The sequence below is a fragment of the Thermodesulfovibrio sp. genome, from assembly GCF_049969575.1.
GTDB classification, from domain to species: domain Bacteria; phylum Nitrospirota; class Thermodesulfovibrionia; order Thermodesulfovibrionales; family Thermodesulfovibrionaceae; genus Thermodesulfovibrio; species Thermodesulfovibrio obliviosus.
This window is the reverse complement of record NZ_JBMFOO010000001.1, coordinates 42,911-61,946: the sequence shown is the minus strand read 5'-3', so window position 1 is coordinate 61,946 and position 19,036 is coordinate 42,911. Positions and strand designations below refer to the sequence as shown.

Genomic DNA, 19,036 nt, shown 5'->3' with positions numbered 1-19,036 from the left:
CCACCTTATTTTTTTATTGATGTGATAACTTCATCAACAATTCCATATTCTTTTGCTTCTTCTGCTGACATAAAAAAGTCTCTTTCTGTATCCTTCTGAATTTTTTCAATTGGCTGTCCTGTGTGTTTTGCAAGAATTTTATTGAGCAAATCTTTCATTTTTAAGATTTCTCTTGCATGAATCTCCACATCCGTTGCCTGTCCATAAAAACCACCAATTGGCTGGTGAATCATTACCCTTGAATGAGGTAGCGCAAATCTTTTTCCTTTTGTTCCAGCTGCAAGAAGAACACAAGCCATTGAAGAAGCCTGTCCGATACAGTATGTGGCAATATCAGGTTTTACATACTGCATTGTATCATATATTGCAAGTCCGCTTGATACCATACCTCCTGGTGAGTTTATGTAAATATGAATGTCTTTGTCAGGATCTTCAGTTTGAAGAAAAAGCAACTGAGCTATTACAACATTGGCAACCTGATCATTTATTTCTGTGCCAATAAAAATAATCCTATCCTTTAGCAGTCTTGAGTATATGTCATAAACTCTTTCTGTTCTTCCTGTTTGTTCTATTACTATTGGAACAATGCTCATACTGCCTCCTGTTTTTTAATCTTATTTGATTTACTTAGAAGTATGTCAAATACCTTTCTTTCAAATACACTATTTTGTAGTGCCTCTAAGGAGCCATCCCTTGACATGTAATACTGTATAACTCCCTGTGGAGTTATGCTGTATCTTCTTGCAATATCCATAATTTCCTGTTTAAGCTCTTCCTCTGAAACAGTAACTCCTTCCTTTTCTCCTATGGCTTCAAGAAGAATATATGCTTTAACATTCCTTTTTGCTCTTTCTGAGATTTTATCCATATTTTGTGTTATATCAAGTCCTAATGATTCATATTCTTCAGTGATTCGTTTTATTTCCATCTCAACAAGCCCTTCTGGAAGTTCAAATTCATGAGTATCAAGAAGTTTTTTAAGTATATCAATTTTCTGCTGTTCAATAGCTTGTTGTTTTTTAGCGTTTTCAAGATTTTTTCTTATGTAATCTTTAAACTCTTCCATACTTTCAAAACCAAGCTCTTTATAAATTTCTTCATAAGGAACTGTTTGTTTTCTTTTTACTTCTTTTAAAGTAATCTCAAAATTAACTTTTTTGCCTGCAAAATCAGCAATAGAGTCTTCCGTAAAATCAATTGTTACATTAAAACTTTCTCCTTTTTTCTTGCCTTCTATTGCCTTTGAAAAATCCTCTGGAAATGGTCCAGCACCAAGCTTATAGACAAAGTCCTTTGCTTCTTTTCCAATGTCTGTTTTATAATCAATAACTACAAGATCTCCAGCCCGGGTAGGCTCATCTGTTGGTTCATAACTACCTCTTTCTTCGCACAATCTTTTAATGACTTCTTCAATTTCTTCATCTTTTACTTCTGTTTCAATCTCTTCTACCTCTATATTTTCATAGCTAAGATTTTCAATCTCTGGCCTTACTTCAACAACTAATTCAAAAGAAAGAGGCTCCTTCCTCTTTATATCAATGGCATCTTCAGCTATTGGAGGAACAAGAGGTTTTAAATTAGCCTCTTTAACTGCTTTCCTGTAAGACTCTGAAACCAGTTTTTCCAGAACATCGGAAATAGCTTCTTGACCAAATTTTTTTTCGATTATTGCAAGAGGAGCTTTTCCAGGTCTGAAACCAGGGATTTTTGCTTTCTTTTGAATTTCTTTTAATGCTTTCTGAATTTCTTCTTCAACTACATCTGCTGGTATTTCAAATTTCAATCTTTTTTTGGTCGTTGAGATTTCTTCGATTCCTTTTAACACATTTCCTCCCTCAGTATGATTTATTTTAAGTTTAAAAGTCAGATAGAATTTTTGTCAATTTTTACTTGAGTAACAAATCCTTATAAATAGCTCTTGCAAGATTAAAAAGTTTTATATATTCATCTTCTGCATAATCTCTGTAAGTGTTTATATAGGGTCTGAAGGAATTATCCCTGAAAATCAATGTAACCTCTGCATAAATTCCATCTTTAAGATAAATTCTGTGAGAGTAATCCTTTGTTGTAGCAAGAATAAGCTTTGCAAGCCCTATATAACCTGGATCAAGATTTATAGTTCGTTTTCCATCCTTAGAAAGTTCCTCTTCAATCTGATTTGTTTGAATTTTTATCTGGGCAATATCCCCTTCAGAAATCAAATTTTTAAAAAACATGAATCTTCTCAGTATTGGGCTACCAAGTTCTGCAGTATAGTAATCTGAATAATTCCATTGTTTCGGACTTGACTCTAAAATTATTTCGCCGAAAAATTTCTCCAGGATTTGTCTTGCCCTATAGTATACCTCTTTATCCTTGAAAAGTGTTCCAATAAATAGCAAAACCTTTTTTGGCTGAGCGGGTTTACCCATTAAGATAATACTTGTCTTAGATGAGGAACTATATGAGGATTACTCCAGTCAACAGGACCAACGATCTTGTGCCTTAATATTCCTTTTTTATCTATGAGAAATGTTTCAGGAACTCCCTTTATTCCATAAATTGTTGATGTAACTCCGTCATCAATAAGCACAGGGAAAGTAAAACCCTCTTTTTTTGCTATTTCAGTGGCAGTTAGGGGATTATCTTTGTAAAGAACTGTAAGAAATACAAAGTCATCGGAAGCTCCATTTTTATTTAAATAAGCCTGTATTGACTTTTTCTCTACTTTACAGTCATTGCACCATGATGCCCAGAAGTTGAGAATAACAATTTTACCTTTTAAGTCTTTGAGACTCCATTTTTTACCATTAATATCTTTAAGTTCAAAATCAGGAGCAGGGAGTCCAATCTGTACATTTTCTTTTATAGAAGTCTTGCCCTTTTTTAATAAAATACTTCCTGTAACAATCAGGGCAAGTAAAACAAATAAAATTAAAAATACATTTTTTTTCATCACTCACCTCAATTAACAGATGCTGTTACTTCTTCAGCAACTTCTTTAAACTCTATCTGATTGTTATTTAGCTCAACTTTTATAAGGCTCGCTCCTTTAAAGTTACCCTTCAGAATTTCTTCTGAAAGCGGGTCTTCTATTTCTTTTGCAATAGCTCGTCTCATAGGTCTTGCACCATAAGCTGGCTGATAGTATTTACTGAGAATCCAATGTTTAACTGCATCGGATACAGCAATAACAAATCCGTATTCTGCAAGTTTTTTATTTGTTTCAGCAATTAAAAGATCAATAATAGCAAGTAAATGGGATTCTTCAAGAGGATGGAATACCACAATATCATCAACTCGGTTCAGAAATTCAGGATTAAAGGTCTTTTTAAGTTCATCAAACACGCTGTCTTTGATTTTCTGGTATATATCAGTGGACTGAGGCTTGTGAAAACCAAGAGGTGTTGATTTTTCAATCAATCTTGCTCCTATGTTTGATGTCATTATTATAATCGTATTTCTGAAATCCACTTTTCTACCAAAACTATCTGTAAGAACGCCTTCATCAAGTATCTGGAGCAACAGATTAAATACATCAGGATGAGCTTTTTCAATCTCATCAAATAAAACAACAGAATAAGGTCGTTTACGAATTCTTTCTGTAAGCTGCCCTCCTTCTTCATAACCAACATACCCAGGAGGTGCGCCTATTAGCTTTGATACATTGAATTTTTCCATATACTCGGACATGTCAAATTTTACTAAAGCAGTCTCATCATTGAACATGAACTCTGCAAGGACCCTTGCAAGTTCTGTTTTGCCAACTCCTGTAGGACCTAAAAAGAAAAATGAACCAATTGGTCTGTTTTTTGTTTTCAATCCTGCACGAGAGCGTCTTATTGCCTTGCAGACACTCTTTATTGCCTCATCCTGTCCTACAATTCTTTGATGTAGAATTTCCTCCATATGAAGCAGTTTTTCAGACTCTGTCTGTTCAAGTTTATAAAGTGGGATACCTGTCATCTTGGAAACAGTATATGAGACATCCTCTGCTGTAACAAGAGGAACTTCCTTGTGCATTGAGTCTTTCCATTTTTTGTAATTAGTTTCATAAATTCTTTTTAATTTTTCCTCTTCGTATTTTGCCTTCTGCGCTGCAGGAAGATCGTGAAGCTTTATGTATAAAGACTTTTCTTTGGTAATTCTAGCAAGCTCAAACTCAAGGTCTTTAAGTTCCTGAGGCATCACAGATCTTCTAAGCTTAATTCTTGAAGCAGTCTCATCAATAACATCTATTGCTTTGTCTGGTAAAAATCTGTCTGCAATGTATCTATCTGAAAGCTTTACAGCAGCTTCTATTGCTTCATCTGTAATTTTTACCCTATGATGGGATTCGTATTTTTCTCTTATTCCTTTTAAAATCTCGATTGTTACTTCCACAGTTGTTGGTTGAATGTATACAGGTTGAAATCTTCTTTCCAAAGCTCCATCTTTTTCTATATATTTTCTGTATTCTTGTGGAGTTGTCGCACCAATACACTGCATTTCTCCACGCGCCAGAGCAGGTTTTAACATGTTTGAAGCATCAACAGAGCCTTCTGCTGCACCTGCTCCAATTATTGTGTGAAGCTCATCAATGAATAAAATAATATTGTCTGATTGAGTTGCCTCTCTTATTACTGCTTTGAGTCGCTCTTCAAACTGGCCTCTGTATTTTGTTCCTGCAATTAATGCTCCCAAGTCAAGGGCAATAATTCTTTTGCCAAGTAAAATATCAGGCACATCTCCTTCAATAATTTTTTGAGCAAGCCCTTCTACTATTGCTGTTTTGCCAACCCCTGGCTCACCAATTATAACAGGATTATTTTTAATTCTTCTTCCAAGAATCTGAATGACTCTTTCTATCTCATCTTCTCTTCCGATTACAGGATCAAGTTTGCCTTCAATAGCAAACAAAGTGAGATCTCTTCCAAATTCATCAAGAGCTGGAGTATTTGTTTTTCTTTTTTCTTTTTGAGGTGTACTCTGGAAATGAGGTCTTATTGAAAAGTTAATAGTCAATTGTCTTGCGCCTAAAAGATTAATTCCAAAACTTCTCAGAATTTTACCTGCGATTCCTTCTTCCTCTTTAATTAAACCAAGAAAGAGATGTTCACTCCCGATATAGGGATGGCCTAAAAGTCTTGCCTCTTCCACTGCATTTTCAAGAACCTTTTTAGCTCTTGGAGAAAAAGGTATTTCTCCATAAGTAAGAAGATTACCCTCTGTGTTTATTCTTTTTTCAATTTCATATCTTACATTTTCAGGAGAAATTCCGATTTTTCTTAGTATAGCCACTGGAATGGAATCTTCTTCTCTTAAAATTGCAAGAAGTAAATGTTCTGTATCAAGAAACTCGCTATTTCTTTTTTCTGCTTCTTCTCTGGCATAGAGAATTATTTTACGACCCTTTTCTGTAAACTTCTCAAACATTTTAATGCTCCTGTAAAAATTTTTAGTTTCTAAAATCAATATTAATTTTTTTGCCTGTTTTGTGTCAACCAGAAGGAATATTAAATCAAGTAAAACAAATATACTGCAGAGACAAACTGTATAAACTTGTAAAAATTTTGAGAGAGTTCTTCTCGAGAGGATTCAAGAAACAACTCTTCTTCTTTAATTTCTATGCCCAATTTTTTTGCAGCAAAAATAACTCTTTCTCTCTGACCTCTTTCATGGGGACGAAAACTTCTGAGTATTAATCCATCATCACTGAAAAAATAATCTCCTGTTTCTTTTTTCCTTAATATTACTTTAATTACTTTTGCTTCCTTCTTAGCAATTGGAATAGTCAGAACGCAAGCACCTTCAGCTGTTATCCTGTATTGCACAGAGGAGGCAAAAAATTCTATAAAATCATTAAAAATCTTTTCAGCTTCCTCATCCTCTATTGGTTCTGTTGTAGCAATCAAAGTACCAAATAAAAATTCTTTAATAAAATTTTCTGCCTCTTCTTTTATCTGCATGTCCTCTGGAGCATCACTCCACATGATTCTACAGGACCTGAATACAGGACTGTAAATTATCTCTCCATAAGCAAGTTTTTCATTCAATTGAAGATCAAAGGGAAGAGAAATTGTTGTTTTATCCTTTGTGATTTTTCTCCTTTCACGGTAAAATGTTATTCTTGTTTTTCCAATCTTTGGAAGAAGAACTGTTTTCGTAATCAGATTCATGAAAAACAATATAACATATTTTATCAGTGTTGAGCTACAATAACTTTAAATGTTATCATAGAACCTATATGACTGTAATCAAACCTTTTAAGGGAATTGTTTACAATCCTGAAAAAATCATTGGAGATGATGTCATGTGCCCTCCCTATGATATCATCTCCAATGAACTTAAAGATATTCTCTATGATAAAAGCCCTTATAACATAATAAGAATTGATTACGGGAAAAATTCAGCAGGAGTAGATAAATATGTTCTTGCAAAAGAGTATATGGAGAGATGGCTTAGGGAAGGAATTCTTATTCAAGAAAAAGAGCCTTGTTTTTACGGTTATGAAGTTGAATATGTATATAAAAATAAAAAGAAAACACTAAGAGGAATCATAGGCACTGTAAGACTTGAAGAACTTGGCAGAGGAATTTATCCTCATGAGCAAACATATTCAAAACCTAAGACAGATAGATTAAATCTCATGAAAGCCTGCATGGCAAATACTTCTTTGATATTTTCTATTTATCGTTCAAAAGAGAGAGTAACCTCTCAAATACTTGAAAATCTTAAAAATCCTTATATCCAGGCAAAAGATTTAGATGGAAATATTCACAGGCTATTTAAAATAAATGAGCAATCTCAAATAAAAAAAATAGCGGAAGAGTTTAAAAACAAACCCATATTTATTGCTGATGGTCATCATAGATACGAGGTTGCTCTTGAGTTTAAAACAATGATGAATGCAATTTATCCAGACAGAGAAGACCCGCCATGGAATTATGTTCTAATGTTTTTGGCCAATATTGAAGATGACGGTTATCTAATTCTGCCAACTCACAGAATTTTAAGCACTCCTTTACCTGTCAAGCAACAACTTGAAAAACATAATAATCTTTTTTGTTTACTTGAATTCAACAAAAATGAGGATATTCAGGAAGCAATTGAAAGAATGGGGAGTAAAAATATCGGAGTTTATTTTAAAAATAACAAATTCTATATCCTTCAATATAAAGGCTCATCTCTTGAACATTTACCTGAAGAGTTGAGAGATCTTGATGTTACCATTCTTGAAGAGGTAATTCTAAAGGAAATGTTTCCTCAGAAAGAAGTCTGTTATGATACAGATATTGACAAAGGTATAAAGATGGTGGAAGAAGGAAAATGTGATGCAATTTTTATTCTCAGAGCGACAAAAGTAGAAGAAATAGAACGAGTTGCACTTAAAGGTCTAAGAATGCCTCCCAAATCAACATATTTCTACCCGAAACTTCTTACAGGAATGGTTATTAATAGTTTTAGAGAGAAAATTTAATGGAGGTGTAATATGGCATTAAAAGTCGCCATTAATGGTTTTGGCAGAATTGGAAGGCTTTTCTTCCGTGCTTCCTACGGTTATCCAGAAATTGAAATCGTTGCAATTAATGATCTTACAGATGCATATACTCTTGCTCATTTGCTTCAGTATGACTCTGTTCATGGGAAGTTTAAAGGAACTGTAAAAGCTCAAGGAAACAATATCGTGGTTGATGAAAGACAAATTCAAGTTTTTGCTGAAACAGACCCTCAAAAACTTCCATGGCAAGATTTAAACATTGATGTTGTGATTGAATCAACAGGAAGATTTACAGACAGAGCTGGTGCATCTAAGCATCTGCAGGCTGGTGCAAAATGGGTAATAATTACAGCACCTGCAAAGGAAGAAGATATCACAGTCGTGATGGGAGTTAATCATTATCTTCTTGATCCATCTCAGCATAAAATAATTTCAAATGCTTCGTGTACCACAAACTGCCTTGCTCCTGTAGCAAAAGTCCTTCATGAACACTTTGGGATTGAAAGAGGTTTTGCTACAACTGTTCATGCTTATACAAATGACCAGAGAATTCTTGATCTGCCTCACAAAGACTTAAGAAGAGCAAGAGCTGCTGCTGTTTCAATAATTCCTACCACAACAGGTGCTGCACGGGCTGTAGGAAAAGTTTTTCCAGAACTTAAAGGAAAACTTGATGGAATGGCAGTAAGAGTTCCAACTCCAAATGTATCAATGGTTGATTTTGTAGCTCAACTCAGTAAAGAAGTTACGGAGTCTGATATCAACGAAGCATTAAAAAAAGCCTCTCAGGAGCATCTTAAAGGAATTATTATGTATATTGAAGAACCTCTTGTTTCTGTAGATTTCAACCATTCACCCTACTCATCAATTGTTGATGGACTTCTTACAAAAGTTTTAGAAGGCAAACTTGCAAAGGTGATATCATGGTATGATAATGAATATGGTTATAGTTGTAGAGTAAGAGACCTTGTGCTATATTTAATGGAAAAAATTTAAGGAGGCAAAAATGGCACCCTTTAATAATTCCTTTGACAAAATGACAATTGAAGATTTACCTATAAAAGGTAAGAGAGTTTTTATTAGAGCTGATTTTAATGTTCCCCTTGACGCAAACCTGATGATAACTGATGACAGAAGAATTCGCTCTACACTGCCAACTATAAACTATGCAATTGACGAAGGGGCTAAGGTAATTTTAGCTTCCCATCTTGGCAGACCAAAAGGAAAACTTGATCCAAAGCTTTCTTTGGCTCCTGTTGCGAGAAGACTTCAGAGATTACTCAACAAAGAAGTAATTTTTGCACCCGATTGCATTGGTCCACAGGTAGAACAGCTTGTCTCAAAAATGAAGGAAGGCGATGTTGTGTTGCTTGAAAATCTAAGATTTCACATTGAAGAAGAAAAAAATGACGAAAAATTTGCCAAAGCTCTTGCCTCTTTAGCGGATTTTTATGTGAATGATGCCTTTGGTGCCTCACACAGAGCACATGCTTCAATTGTTGGTATTCCTAAGTTTATTCCCTCTGCTGCTGGTTTTTTACTTAAAAAGGAAATTGAATACCTGAAAGGTGCAGTGGAATCTCCAATAAGACCCTTTGTTGTAATACTTGGCGGAGCAAAGGTAGGAGGTAAAATTGGAGTGCTTGAAAATCTTGCAGATAAGGCAGACAAAGTTATAGTTGGTGGAGGTATGGCTTTCACATTTATAAAAGCCATGGGATACGAAGTGGGAGACAGTCTTGTTGAACCAGATATGATAGATTTTGCCCTTAAAATTATAGAAAAACTTCACAAAAATAAAGTTAAATTTTATTTGCCCGTTGATGTTGTTATTGCTCAAAGTATAGAGCATGGAGCAGAAACAAAAATCGTTCCTATTCAGGAAATTCCACCAGGATGGCGTGGCCTTGATATTGGTCCTGCTTCAGTAAAACTTTTTACAGAAGCATTACATGATGCGAAAACTATTCTTTGGAATGGACCAATGGGAGTTTTTGAAATAGATGCCTTTTCAAGAGGAACTTTTGCAATTGCTCATGCCGTAGCTGACTCTTATGCTTTTACAATAGTTGGCGGTGGAGATACAGACTACGCAGTGCATAAAGCAGGTGTAAGTGATGCTATCTCCTTTATATCAACTGGTGGCGGTGCTGCTTTACAACTACTGGAAGGTAAAGAACTGCCAGGTCTTGCAGTGCTGCCTTCTAAAAAGAGAGATTAATAAAAAGAAAGAGGGGAGTCATCATGGATGACTACCCCTTCTGTTTCAATAGCTTTTTTAATATGCTTTGGAAGACAAAACATTGCAGTATGTGCATCTATATCATAAAACTTTAGACTATCCTTAATGGAAACAATTTTTTCATTTATTTTAGCCATTGAGCCTTCTGGATTTATTTTTTTGGAAACAAGAGCAAAACCCCATGGAGCAAAAAAGGAAGGAATATAAGCAATGTAGGGTTTCACATAGGGGAATACCTGCTTGAGAGTGGTAACAATTGAGACAAAAACTCTTAAATTATTCACAGATGCAGAGGCAGACTGCGTAACCATCATTCCCTTTTCAGTAAGAGCTTCTTTGACTTTTTCATAAAACTCTTTTGTATAAAGAAGATACGCAGGTCCTCCTTCTGCTGGTTCTGGCAAGTCTATTATTATTACATCAAAATAGTTTTTCGTTCTTTCAATATAAGCTCTTGCATCATCTATAACTAACCTGACCCTTGGATCATCAAAAGCGCCATTATGCCATTCTGGAAGATATCTCTTAGCAGTTTTAATAACTAATTCATCAAGCTCAACCATTACAACTTCCTTAACAGGATATTTTAATACCTCTCTCAAAGTAGCTCCTTCTCCACCACCTGCAATAAGCACCCTTTCTACAGATTCACTTAAAAGCATAACAGGATGAACCAGTGCTTCGTGATAAATAAATTCATCAGCCTCAGCAGACTGCATTTTACCATCAAGAAGAAGACATCTGCCAAGATTACCCGAACAAATGACTTCAATTCTCTGATAAGGAGATATTTCAGAATATATAATCTCCTTCAGAGAATGAAGTATAATCTCATCCTCTGATGTCTGCTCAATATACCATTTGCAATTCTTCATGACATACCTTATGTGGTAATTTCTCGTTTTTGTAAGAAATTATACCTCTTTTCATTTCAACAATTGAGGGAGATTCACATTCAAAGGCTTCTATAATATATTGAGCTGCAATCTCTGGCTTTATAGTATCTCCACAGGTAAATACATCCACTGCAGCAAAACCATACTCAGGCCATGTATGAATCGTCAGATGAGACTCAGCAATAACTACTACTCCACTAATACCAAAAGGATTAAATTCATGGAAATTTACATTAATGATTGTTGCATTTGCTTTTTTTGCAGCATCTACAAGAATTTTTTTGACGCTTTCGAGATCTTTGAGGATCTCGGGATTGCAATTTTTTAATTCAATTAAAAGATGGGTCCCTAAAGCATACAATTTTTCGACCTCCTCCCACAGAGATGAAAACAGGGACAAAGCCCCTGTAAACTTTATATATTAAAGCAAAAGAAATTTTTTTGTCAAACAATTTTTATGAGCAGTGTAAAAATTTTTTATGTGTAAAATTGAACCCATTGCCTAAGTCTAAAGAATTATACCTTATAATTGATGATTAAAATTGTTACCATAAAGTAACATATAAATAAAAAATTGTTACTGCAAAGTAACATAAATGAAAAAATTTTTTGATTTTTCCTGCTTTTTATTCTGGTATATATTTTGCTTAAATTAAAGTGAATCTTTTTTTGAAGAGAGGGGGTGAAAATGCACTTTACTTTATTTTATTAAAATTTTTAAGAGAAGGAGGATGAAGTATGGAAGAAAAAAAGAAAGGTGTTAGTGAGGATTGGTTAGCCTTTTGGTTAGCTATTGTGATTTTTGCAATTTCTCTGCTGGCTTACACAGGAATTGATCCCTTAGGATGGGTTGTCTCTACAAAAGAGTGGACAGACTCAAGCAAGGCAATTGCTCCAACAGGAAAAGTTTATCAAAGCCTGAAGGGTGAAATTACAAAAATTGATGGGAACAAACTAACCATCAAGAAACCTGACGGGAAAGAAGAAACTGTAACAGTCTCTGATCCAACAAAATACAAAGTTGGTGACACCTATGAAAAGAAAGGGCTTTCAGGATTTGCATCTCTTGTGCTTACCTATATTTTCATGGCTGTAGTTTTCACAATCGGTGCAGCACTCATGCGAGCTAATATAGTAAAATTCAATATTGGATTCTTCTTTGTTTTCTGGTTGAGCTATCTGTGCTGGTTTATTGGTCATTATGCTTATTTTGCAGCAACCGATGCTAAAAAATTCAATATTCCATGGTCATTGAAACTTACAGGTGAAGGTGGCTTTATATTTGCTCTGTTACTTGGCTTGATTGTTGGTAATTTCTTCAGAGGTTTTGCAAAATTCATTGGTGAAGCATTAAAACCAGAGTTTTACATTAAAACCGCAATTGGTTTAATGGGCGCATTACTTGGATTAAAAGCAGCTCAATCATTTGGACTTGCACAGGCAGTACTTTTCAGAGGACTCTGCGCCATAATTGAAGCCTATCTCATTTACTGGGCATTGGTTTATTGGATTGCGAGAAAATGGTTTAAGTTCAGTAAAGAATGGGCAGCTCCACTTGCATCTGGGATCTCCATTTGTGGTGTTTCTGCAGCAATTGCAACAGGTGGAGCAATTAAAGCAAGGCCTGTTGTTCCGATTATGGTAAGCTCACTGGTTGTTATATTTGCAGTTGTTGAGCTCATTATTCTTCCTTTCTTTACTCAAGCTTTCCTCTGGAAAGAGCCAATGGTTGCTGGTGCATGGATGGGACTTGCAGTTAAGACAGATGGTGCAGCCTTTGCATCAGGTGCAGTTGTTGATGCCCTTATAAGAGCAAAAGCAGAAACTGCTGCCGGGATTAAGTATGAGCCAGGATGGATGCTAATGGCAGCATCAACGACAAAGCTTTTTATTGATATATTTATCAGTATCTGGGCATTCATACTTGCCTATATATGGTGTGCAAAAATTGAATGCAGACCTGGAGAAAGGGTCTCTGCAACAGAAATATGGAGAAGATTTCCAAAATTCGTCATAGCATATGCTGTTACCTTTATAGTTATTCTTCTCATTGCTATTCCGTATGCTCCAAAAGTTGGCTCTGTTGAAGGAAAGGTAAACAAAATCAAAAAGGAAATAACAACAATTGAAAAGCAGCTTACTCAAGTTACGGACCCAGCACAACAGGCAACCTTAACAGCACAAATTGATGCAAAGAAAAAACAAATTCAAGATTTAGAAGCAAGTGTAAAAGACGCAAAGAAAATTATTTCTCAAACATCTGTATCAACAGCAGGAACAAATGCCTTGAGAGTGCTTTTCTTCTTGATCACATTCTTTACAATCGGAGTAATGTCTGACTTCAGAAAACTCTGGGAAGAGGGTATTGGAAAGCTTGCTCTTGTCTATCTGATATGTCTTTTTGGATTCATTCTCTGGATTGGTTTGTTGATATCCTATATATTCTTCCACGGAGTAAAACCTCCGGTAATAACAGGATAAAGGAGGTAGGAATATGACAGAAGAAGCAAAACTCAAAGAAGAACTTGAAAAAATGGAGTTTGAGCCACTACTTCCAATTGAGAAAAAACTTATCTTATGGAGTGTAGGGCTTGGCATAGTTTTATTGATTGTGCTTGTCTGGATAAGCTACACATTCTTTCCAGCATCCCACGGATAAAAAAAGAAAGGGTGTGAGAGGGATAATGCCCTCCCACCCTTTTTTTATTTTCCCGAGCACTGAGTAATTCGTATATCATCATATATTCCGAACACCTCGATGGCACGAGGAATCTCTGAGCCTCTAATATCCAATCCACTTATAAAATAGTTCAAATGTTCAAGGGCTTAAAATTGCCATTATGATTTTGTCTTGAGCGATGTTAAAAATTTTTTGATAAAAAGCTCCTAACAAAAGTTAAAAACAATTTTCTATCAGCAATCTGAGTGTTGAATGAATGGTTAACGCTATTGAAGTGAAAAGAGGAGGACAATTTAAATCCTCCTCTTTTTATATGCTACCTTGGAATAAGCTTTGTAGCAAGTTGAATTCTTATGGTTGCTCTTTCCAGGGCTGCCTGAGCTCTTGCAAGATCAATATCTGTTTCACCAGCCTGAGCTTTACGAATTCTCTCCTCTGCACGAGCTAATGCAGCTTTAGCTCTTTCAATATCAATTTCCTCAACTCTCTCAGCACTTCCAACTAACACTAAAACTCTATCATTCAACACTTCACAATATCCCCTATTAACGAAAAGATAATGCATCTGTCCATCTTTTTTGTATGAGAGAGAGCCAATTCTGATGGCTGTCATAAAAGGACAATGCCCTGGCAATACTCCAAAATCTCCTTCTGCACCTGTAGTATAGACTTCATCCACTTCTTCGTTTACTACTTCTCCATAGGGAGTTATAACTTCTAACTTCAATTTATCTGCCATTGTCTACTCCTTCTAATTTATACCTGCCTTGTATATCCCATTTTCTTGGCTTTTTCCTCCACTTCTTCTATTGGACCAACCATGTAGAATGCCTGCTCTGGAAGATCATCGTATTTACCATCAAGAATTGCTTTAAAGCCTTTTATTGTATCCTCAAGCTTTACATATCTTCCAGGTGTTCCTGTAAAGGTTTCTGCTACATGGAATGGCTGGCTAAGGAATCTCTGAAGCTTTCTTGCTCTTGCAACAGTGAGTTTATCATCTTCTGAAAGCTCTTCAATTCCAAGAATTGCTATGATGTCCTGCAATTCTTTATATCTCTGAAGAACTGCTTGAACTCCTCTTGCAACCTGATAATGTTCCTCACCAATTATTCTTGGATCAAGAATTCGGCTTGTTGAATCCAGAGGATCCACTGCTGGATAAATTCCAAGCTCTGCAATCTGACGGGAAAGAACAACTGTTCCATCAAGATGAGCAAAAACTGCTGCAACTGCTGGGTCTGTTAAGTCGTCTGCTGGAACATATATTGCCTGCATGGATGTAATTGAACCTTTTGCTGTTGTTGTAATTCTTTCCTGCAACGCTCCCATTTCTGTTGAAAGTGTTGGTTGATAACCAACTGCTGATGGCATTCTTCCTAAGAGAGCAGAAACTTCTGATCCTGCAAGAGTGTATCTAAAAATGTTATCTATAAATATTAGAACGTCCTGTCCCTGATCTCTGAAGTATTCTGCAACTGTAAGTGCTGTAAGAGCAACACGTGCTCTAACACCAGGTGGCTCGTTCATCTGTCCGTAAACAAGGGCAACCTGAGGTAAAACTCCAGAATGCTTCATTTCAAGATAAAGGTCATTTCCTTCACGGGTTCTTTCACCAACACCTGCAAAAACTGAAACACCACCGTGTTTCATTGCGATGTTATGAATCATTTCCATAATGATGACTGTTTTACCAACTCCTGCACCACCAAACATTCCCATTTTACCGCCTCTGACGAATGGGACAAGAAGGTCAAAAACTTTAACACCTGTTTCAAACTGCTGGGTTGTTGGAGACTGGGCTGTAAAATCAGGAGCTGGAATATGAATTGGATAATACTCATTAGCCTGAATTGGACCTATTTCATCGACAGGTTCACCAATAACATTTATAATTCTTCCAAGAACAGGCTTACCAACAGGAACTTTAATTGGTGCACCCGTGTCAACAACCTTCATTCCTCTTACAAGTCCGTCTGTTGAACCCATAGCTATTGTTCTTACTCTATTTTCACCGAGATGCATAGCAACTTCCAGGGTTAGATGAATCTCTGGAATACCCTTCTGAGGATCACCAGGTTCATCTATTCTTAGAGCATTTAAAACTTCAGGCAACTGTCCTTCAAATTCACAGTCAACCACTGTTCCAATAACCTGTACTACCTTGCCTACGTTCATAATTTTTAAACCTCCTTTATTCTTTTTTTAAATTTTTATCCTTCACTTTGTTTTAAAGCTTCCACACCACCAACTATGTCCATAAGCTCTTTTGTGATTGATGCCTGTCTTACCTTGTTTGCTATAAGAGTTGTCTTCTTAATTAACTCATCACAGTTCTTCGTGGCATTATCCATTGCTGTCATTCTTGCTGCCTCTTCTGCTGCCTGTGATTCCAAAAGTGCTCTGTAAATCTGAATTTCTATATAGATTGGCAGTAACATTGCAAACAATTCAGGTGCTCTTGGCTCATAGGTAAATGGATAAAAAGGCTGCTCCACAGGTTCAGTTTCTATTCTGCCAATTGGAAGAATTCTGTTTACTACAACCCTTTGAGATATCACGGATTTAAATTCATTGTAAATGATCACCACTTCATCAACTGCTTCAGTTACATAAGCATTAATCATCTCCTGGGCTATCATCTGAGCGTGAGTGTATTGAAGTTTTCCAGAAATTCCCGTCCATATATTTTTAAGGGGAATCTCTCTTCTTTTGAAATAATCTCTTGCTTTTCTCCCAACCACTGAAATTGTAGTATTTAAACCTTCCTTCTTTAGCCTGTCTATCTCTTTTGTGGCAACTCTTAAAATATTAGTATTAAAGGCTCCGCAGAGTCCTTTATCAGATGTAATAACCAGTACTTCTACTGTCTTAATAGGTCTTCTTAAAAGCAGAGGTGGAAGATCACTTCTTGTCTCAACTGCTGCAGCCAGATCTGCAAGAACCTGTTGCATTTTTGTAGCATAAGGTCTGTATCTGAGCATACTATCCTGAACCTTGCGGAGCTTGGCTGCTGCCACCATTTTCATAGCAGAGGTGATCTTTTTTGTTCCCTGTATTGCTTTTATTTTTTTTCTTATATCTCTTAATGTTGGCATTTAACTGCTCCTACCTTCAGATTTTATTTAATTAAGGCTGAAATGTCTTTTTAAACTCTAAGATAGCATCTGTAATTTTTTGTTTTAATGTATCATCAAGCTCTTTCTTTTCTCTGATTTCTTTTCTAAGGTCTTCTTTCTGGCTTCTTATAAAGCTCAGGAAGCCCTGTTCAAATGCTTTAATAGCAGAAACAGGTAAATCATCAAGATATCCCTGAGTTCCTGCGAAAATGAGCATTATCTGATCTTCAACAGGCATTGGAACGTACTGGTCCTGTTTCAGAAGTTCCACCATTCTCTGTCCTCTTTCAAGTAATGCTCTTGTAGCTTTATCAAGATCTGCAGCAAACTGAGCAAATGCTGCAAGCTCTCTGTATTGTGCAAGGTCAAGCCTTAACATTCCTGCAACCTGTTTCATAGCTTTAATCTGTGCTGCACCACCAACACGGCTAACTGATAGTCCCACATTAATAGCAGGACGGACACCGGCATAGAAAAGCTCAGGTTCAAGATATATCTGACCATCTGTAATAGAAATAACGTTTGTTGGAATATATCCAGAAACGTCACCAGCCTGTGTTTCAATAACTGGAAGTGCTGTAAGAGAACCACCACCCTCTGCATCAGAGAGCTTAGCTGCTCTTTCAAGCAATCTGGAGTGGAGATAAAATACATCACCAGGATATGCTTCTCTTCCTGGTGGTCTTCTAAGAATCAATGAAATCTGCCTGTATGCATAAGCCTGCTTTGTAAGGTCATCATAACATACAAGTGCATGCATGCCTTTATCTCTAAAGTATTCACCCATTGCACAGCCAACATATGGGGCAATATACTGCATGGCAGCAGGTTCTGAGGCAGTGGCTGCAACAACAATTGTATGATCCATTGCACCATATTTTTTCAGAGTCTCAACAACCTGAACAACACTCTGACGTCTCTGCCCGCATGCAACATATATACATATACAATTTTGTCCCTTCTGATTAATGATTGTATCAAGCAGAATTGCTGTCTTACCAGTCTGACGGTCACCAATAACAAGCTCTCTCTGTCCTCTTCCTATTGGAATCATTGCATCTATTGCCTTAATACCTGTCTGCAAAGGCTCCTTAACAGGCTGTCTTTTAATAATTCCAGGTGCAATAACATCAACTTTTCTAAAGTGTTTTGCATTAATTGGACCTTTACCGTCAATTGGCATTCCAACTGCATTGACAACTCTTCCAATGAGCTCTTCTCCAACTGGTGTTTCCATAACCCTTCCAGTTCTTTTAACAATATCACCTTCTTTTATCAGTCTGTCATCACCAAACAGAATTGCACCTACATTGTCTTCTTCAAGATTGAGAGCCATTCCGTAAACACCATTTGGTAGCTCAAGCATTTCGGAAGCCATGCAGTTATCCAATCCGTAAATTCTTGCAACACCGTCACCAACAGAAGTAACAATTCCGATTTCGCTGACATCAGCCTTCTTCTCAAAGTCAGCAATCTGCTTTTTAAGGTACTCACTAATTTCTTCCATCTTAAGTTCCATAGTTTTTCACCCCTTTATAAGCTTATCTCTTAAAAGACCTAACTGGCCTTTTATGCTCAAGTCATACATGGTACTACCCACTTTAACCCTGACTCCACCAAGCAGTGAAGGGTCAATCTCATATTGCAATTCAATATCTCTGCCAGTAATTGCTCTGAGAGATTCAACAATCTTTTGCTTGATACTTTCAGGAAGCTCCACAGCAGATGTAACAACGCCTTTAACCTTTTTCTTGGCTTCCAGATAAAGTGCATTGATATATTTTACAATTTCTCCCAATCCAACAAGCACCCCTTCAATACTGAGGAAAGTGAGAAATTTCTTTGCTTCTTCAGGAAGTGCCAATTTCTCACAGAGATAGTTAATCACTCCAGCTCTTTCTTGCTCATTAAATGAGGGAGATGCAAGCATGTTTCTGAACTGCTTTTCTTTCTGCATAAGCAGAGCCATTGTTTCTAATTTGCCTGCAATTTCAGGAACCTGGTCAAGATTAACCAGGCTTAAAAATTGTTTTGCATATTTTTTTGCCTTAGCTCCTCTTACCTTTCTCAATTTTTCCGCCCCTCTATTATTTTTATTGATTCCTGAAGAAGCTTTTCTTGCTCTTCAGGTGTAATTTTCTCTTTTAATTTTTGTTCACTGAGCTGAATTGCAAGCTCCGCTGCCTCAAGTCTTAGTGCATCCTTTGCCATCTTAACTTCAAATTCAATATTTGTTTTAGCCTGTTCAAGAATTTTTTCCTTTAATTTATCACTTTCCTCTATAATCTTTAATTTTTCCTGCTCTCCAATTTTTTTGGCTGTATCCAAAATATCCTGAACTTCTTTATCCTTTAATTTAAGTTTTTCCTCTACTTCCTGAAGAGCTTTCTTAGCAAGCTCTTTGGCTTCCTGTGATTCTTTTATACTCTTCTCAATTAATTCTCTTCTCTGAGCAAAAAACTTTTTAAGGGGCTTACCTAAGAATTTAACAAGAAGAAAGACAAGTATGGCAAAATTAATGAACTGATAAATCCAGCTTTTTGAACTCCCTCCAGCATGCTCTGCCCCTGCTGCCATTGCTGATGAAGCAAATATAACTATCATTAGTATTGAAATTATTGATTTTTTCATATTCCCTCC

Annotated in this window: 19 protein-coding genes; 5 read left to right on the top strand and 14 right to left on the bottom strand. The window is 36.2% G+C overall.

The genetic code is table 11. The annotated features are described in order from the left end of the window. Positions 1 to 5 precede the first annotated feature (5 nt). The 6 genes from clpP to ACP5O9_RS00310 form a co-directional block, all read right to left on the bottom strand. A complete protein-coding gene (gene clpP / locus ACP5O9_RS00335) occupies positions 6 to 593 on the bottom strand; it encodes an ATP-dependent Clp endopeptidase proteolytic subunit ClpP (protein ID WP_353686437.1) in 588 nt (195 codons plus the stop codon). Then, entirely contained in the window at positions 590 to 1,825 is a 1,236-nt protein-coding gene (gene tig / locus ACP5O9_RS00330; protein WP_424904935.1) for a trigger factor, read from the bottom strand. The genes clpP and tig overlap by 4 nt, the downstream gene beginning before the upstream one ends. 61 nt (positions 1,826 to 1,886) lie before the next feature. Then, positions 1,887 to 2,411, bottom strand: coding sequence for a DUF4416 family protein (locus ACP5O9_RS00325; protein WP_353686435.1), 525 nt, complete (start codon positions 2,409 to 2,411; stop codon positions 1,887 to 1,889). Beyond that, a complete protein-coding gene (locus ACP5O9_RS00320) occupies positions 2,411 to 2,935 on the bottom strand; it encodes a TlpA family protein disulfide reductase (protein WP_428723215.1) in 525 nt (174 codons plus the stop codon). Before ACP5O9_RS00320 ends, ACP5O9_RS00325 begins: the two co-directional genes overlap by 1 nt. An 8-nt stretch (positions 2,936 to 2,943) precedes the next feature. Continuing rightward, entirely contained in the window at positions 2,944 to 5,394 is a 2,451-nt protein-coding gene (locus tag ACP5O9_RS00315; RefSeq protein WP_353686433.1) for an ATP-dependent Clp protease ATP-binding subunit, read from the bottom strand. An 80-nt stretch (positions 5,395 to 5,474) separates the two neighbouring features. Continuing rightward, positions 5,475 to 6,137: a DUF1828 domain-containing protein gene (locus ACP5O9_RS00310; RefSeq protein ID WP_353686432.1), complete on the bottom strand. Its 663-nt coding sequence runs from the start codon at positions 6,135 to 6,137 to the stop codon at positions 5,475 to 5,477. A 68-nt stretch (positions 6,138 to 6,205) separates the two neighbouring features. On the opposite strand from ACP5O9_RS00310, the gene ACP5O9_RS00305 reads away from it, so the two are divergent. Genes ACP5O9_RS00305 through ACP5O9_RS00295 form a run of 3 tightly spaced genes read left to right on the top strand, consistent with a single transcriptional unit; the run spans position 6,206 to position 9,680 of the window. Then, complete coding sequence (locus ACP5O9_RS00305) at positions 6,206 to 7,438, top strand: DUF1015 domain-containing protein (protein WP_353686431.1); 1,233 nt, start codon at positions 6,206 to 6,208, stop codon at positions 7,436 to 7,438. 12 nt (positions 7,439 to 7,450) lie between these two features. Next, positions 7,451 to 8,455: a type I glyceraldehyde-3-phosphate dehydrogenase gene (gene gap, locus ACP5O9_RS00300; RefSeq protein WP_353686430.1), complete on the top strand. Its 1,005-nt coding sequence runs from the start codon at positions 7,451 to 7,453 to the stop codon at positions 8,453 to 8,455. Between the two features lie 10 nt (positions 8,456 to 8,465). After that, on the top strand, positions 8,466 to 9,680 hold the full coding sequence (locus ACP5O9_RS00295; RefSeq protein ID WP_353686429.1) for a phosphoglycerate kinase: 1,215 nt from the start codon (positions 8,466 to 8,468) through the stop codon (positions 9,678 to 9,680). Here ACP5O9_RS00295 and speE read toward each other — a convergent pair. Further along, positions 9,677 to 10,576, bottom strand: coding sequence for a polyamine aminopropyltransferase (speE, locus tag ACP5O9_RS00290; RefSeq protein WP_428723214.1), 900 nt, complete (start codon positions 10,574 to 10,576; stop codon positions 9,677 to 9,679). The two genes, ACP5O9_RS00295 and speE, sit on opposite strands and share 4 nt — an antisense overlap. Continuing rightward, the gene (gene speD / locus ACP5O9_RS00285) at positions 10,551 to 10,958 is read right to left on the bottom strand and encodes an adenosylmethionine decarboxylase (protein WP_353683595.1); all 408 of its coding nucleotides are present in this window, start codon (positions 10,956 to 10,958) and stop codon (positions 10,551 to 10,553) included. Before speD ends, speE begins: the two co-directional genes overlap by 26 nt. 377 nt (positions 10,959 to 11,335) lie before the next feature. Here speD and ACP5O9_RS00280 point away from each other — a divergent pair, with 377 nt between their 5' ends. Continuing rightward, positions 11,336 to 13,078 carry a putative sulfate exporter family transporter gene (locus ACP5O9_RS00280; RefSeq protein WP_428723213.1) on the top strand — a complete coding sequence of 581 codons (1,743 nt, stop codon included), beginning with the start codon at positions 11,336 to 11,338 and terminating at the stop codon, positions 13,076 to 13,078. A gap of 13 nt (positions 13,079 to 13,091) precedes the next feature. Further along, positions 13,092 to 13,256: a hypothetical protein gene (locus ACP5O9_RS00275; protein WP_353686425.1), complete on the top strand. Its 165-nt coding sequence runs from the start codon at positions 13,092 to 13,094 to the stop codon at positions 13,254 to 13,256. A gap of 337 nt (positions 13,257 to 13,593) precedes the next feature. Here ACP5O9_RS00275 and ACP5O9_RS00270 read toward each other — a convergent pair whose 3' ends face one another. From ACP5O9_RS00270 to atpF, 6 genes are read right to left on the bottom strand one after another with little or no spacing between them, the layout of a single operon-like run. Further along, positions 13,594 to 14,016, bottom strand: a complete 423-nt coding sequence (locus ACP5O9_RS00270) for a F0F1 ATP synthase subunit epsilon (RefSeq protein WP_353686424.1) — start codon at positions 14,014 to 14,016, stop codon at positions 13,594 to 13,596. A gap of 17 nt (positions 14,017 to 14,033) precedes the next feature. Continuing rightward, positions 14,034 to 15,455: a F0F1 ATP synthase subunit beta gene (gene atpD, locus ACP5O9_RS00265; RefSeq protein WP_353686423.1), complete on the bottom strand. Its 1,422-nt coding sequence runs from the start codon at positions 15,453 to 15,455 to the stop codon at positions 14,034 to 14,036. Positions 15,456 to 15,490: 35 nt separating this feature from the next. Continuing rightward, positions 15,491 to 16,375: an ATP synthase F1 subunit gamma gene (gene atpG / locus ACP5O9_RS00260; RefSeq protein WP_353686422.1), complete on the bottom strand. Its 885-nt coding sequence runs from the start codon at positions 16,373 to 16,375 to the stop codon at positions 15,491 to 15,493. 31 nt (positions 16,376 to 16,406) lie between these two features. Then, entirely contained in the window at positions 16,407 to 17,915 is a 1,509-nt protein-coding gene (gene atpA, locus ACP5O9_RS00255; RefSeq protein WP_424904931.1) for a F0F1 ATP synthase subunit alpha, read from the bottom strand. 6 nt (positions 17,916 to 17,921) lie between these two features. Beyond that, positions 17,922 to 18,467: an ATP synthase F1 subunit delta gene (gene atpH, locus ACP5O9_RS00250; RefSeq protein ID WP_353686420.1), complete on the bottom strand. Its 546-nt coding sequence runs from the start codon at positions 18,465 to 18,467 to the stop codon at positions 17,922 to 17,924. After that, a complete protein-coding gene (gene atpF / locus ACP5O9_RS00245) occupies positions 18,464 to 19,027 on the bottom strand; it encodes a F0F1 ATP synthase subunit B (protein ID WP_353686419.1) in 564 nt (187 codons plus the stop codon). Before atpF ends, atpH begins: the two co-directional genes overlap by 4 nt. Between the last annotated feature and the right edge of the window lie 9 nt (positions 19,028 to 19,036).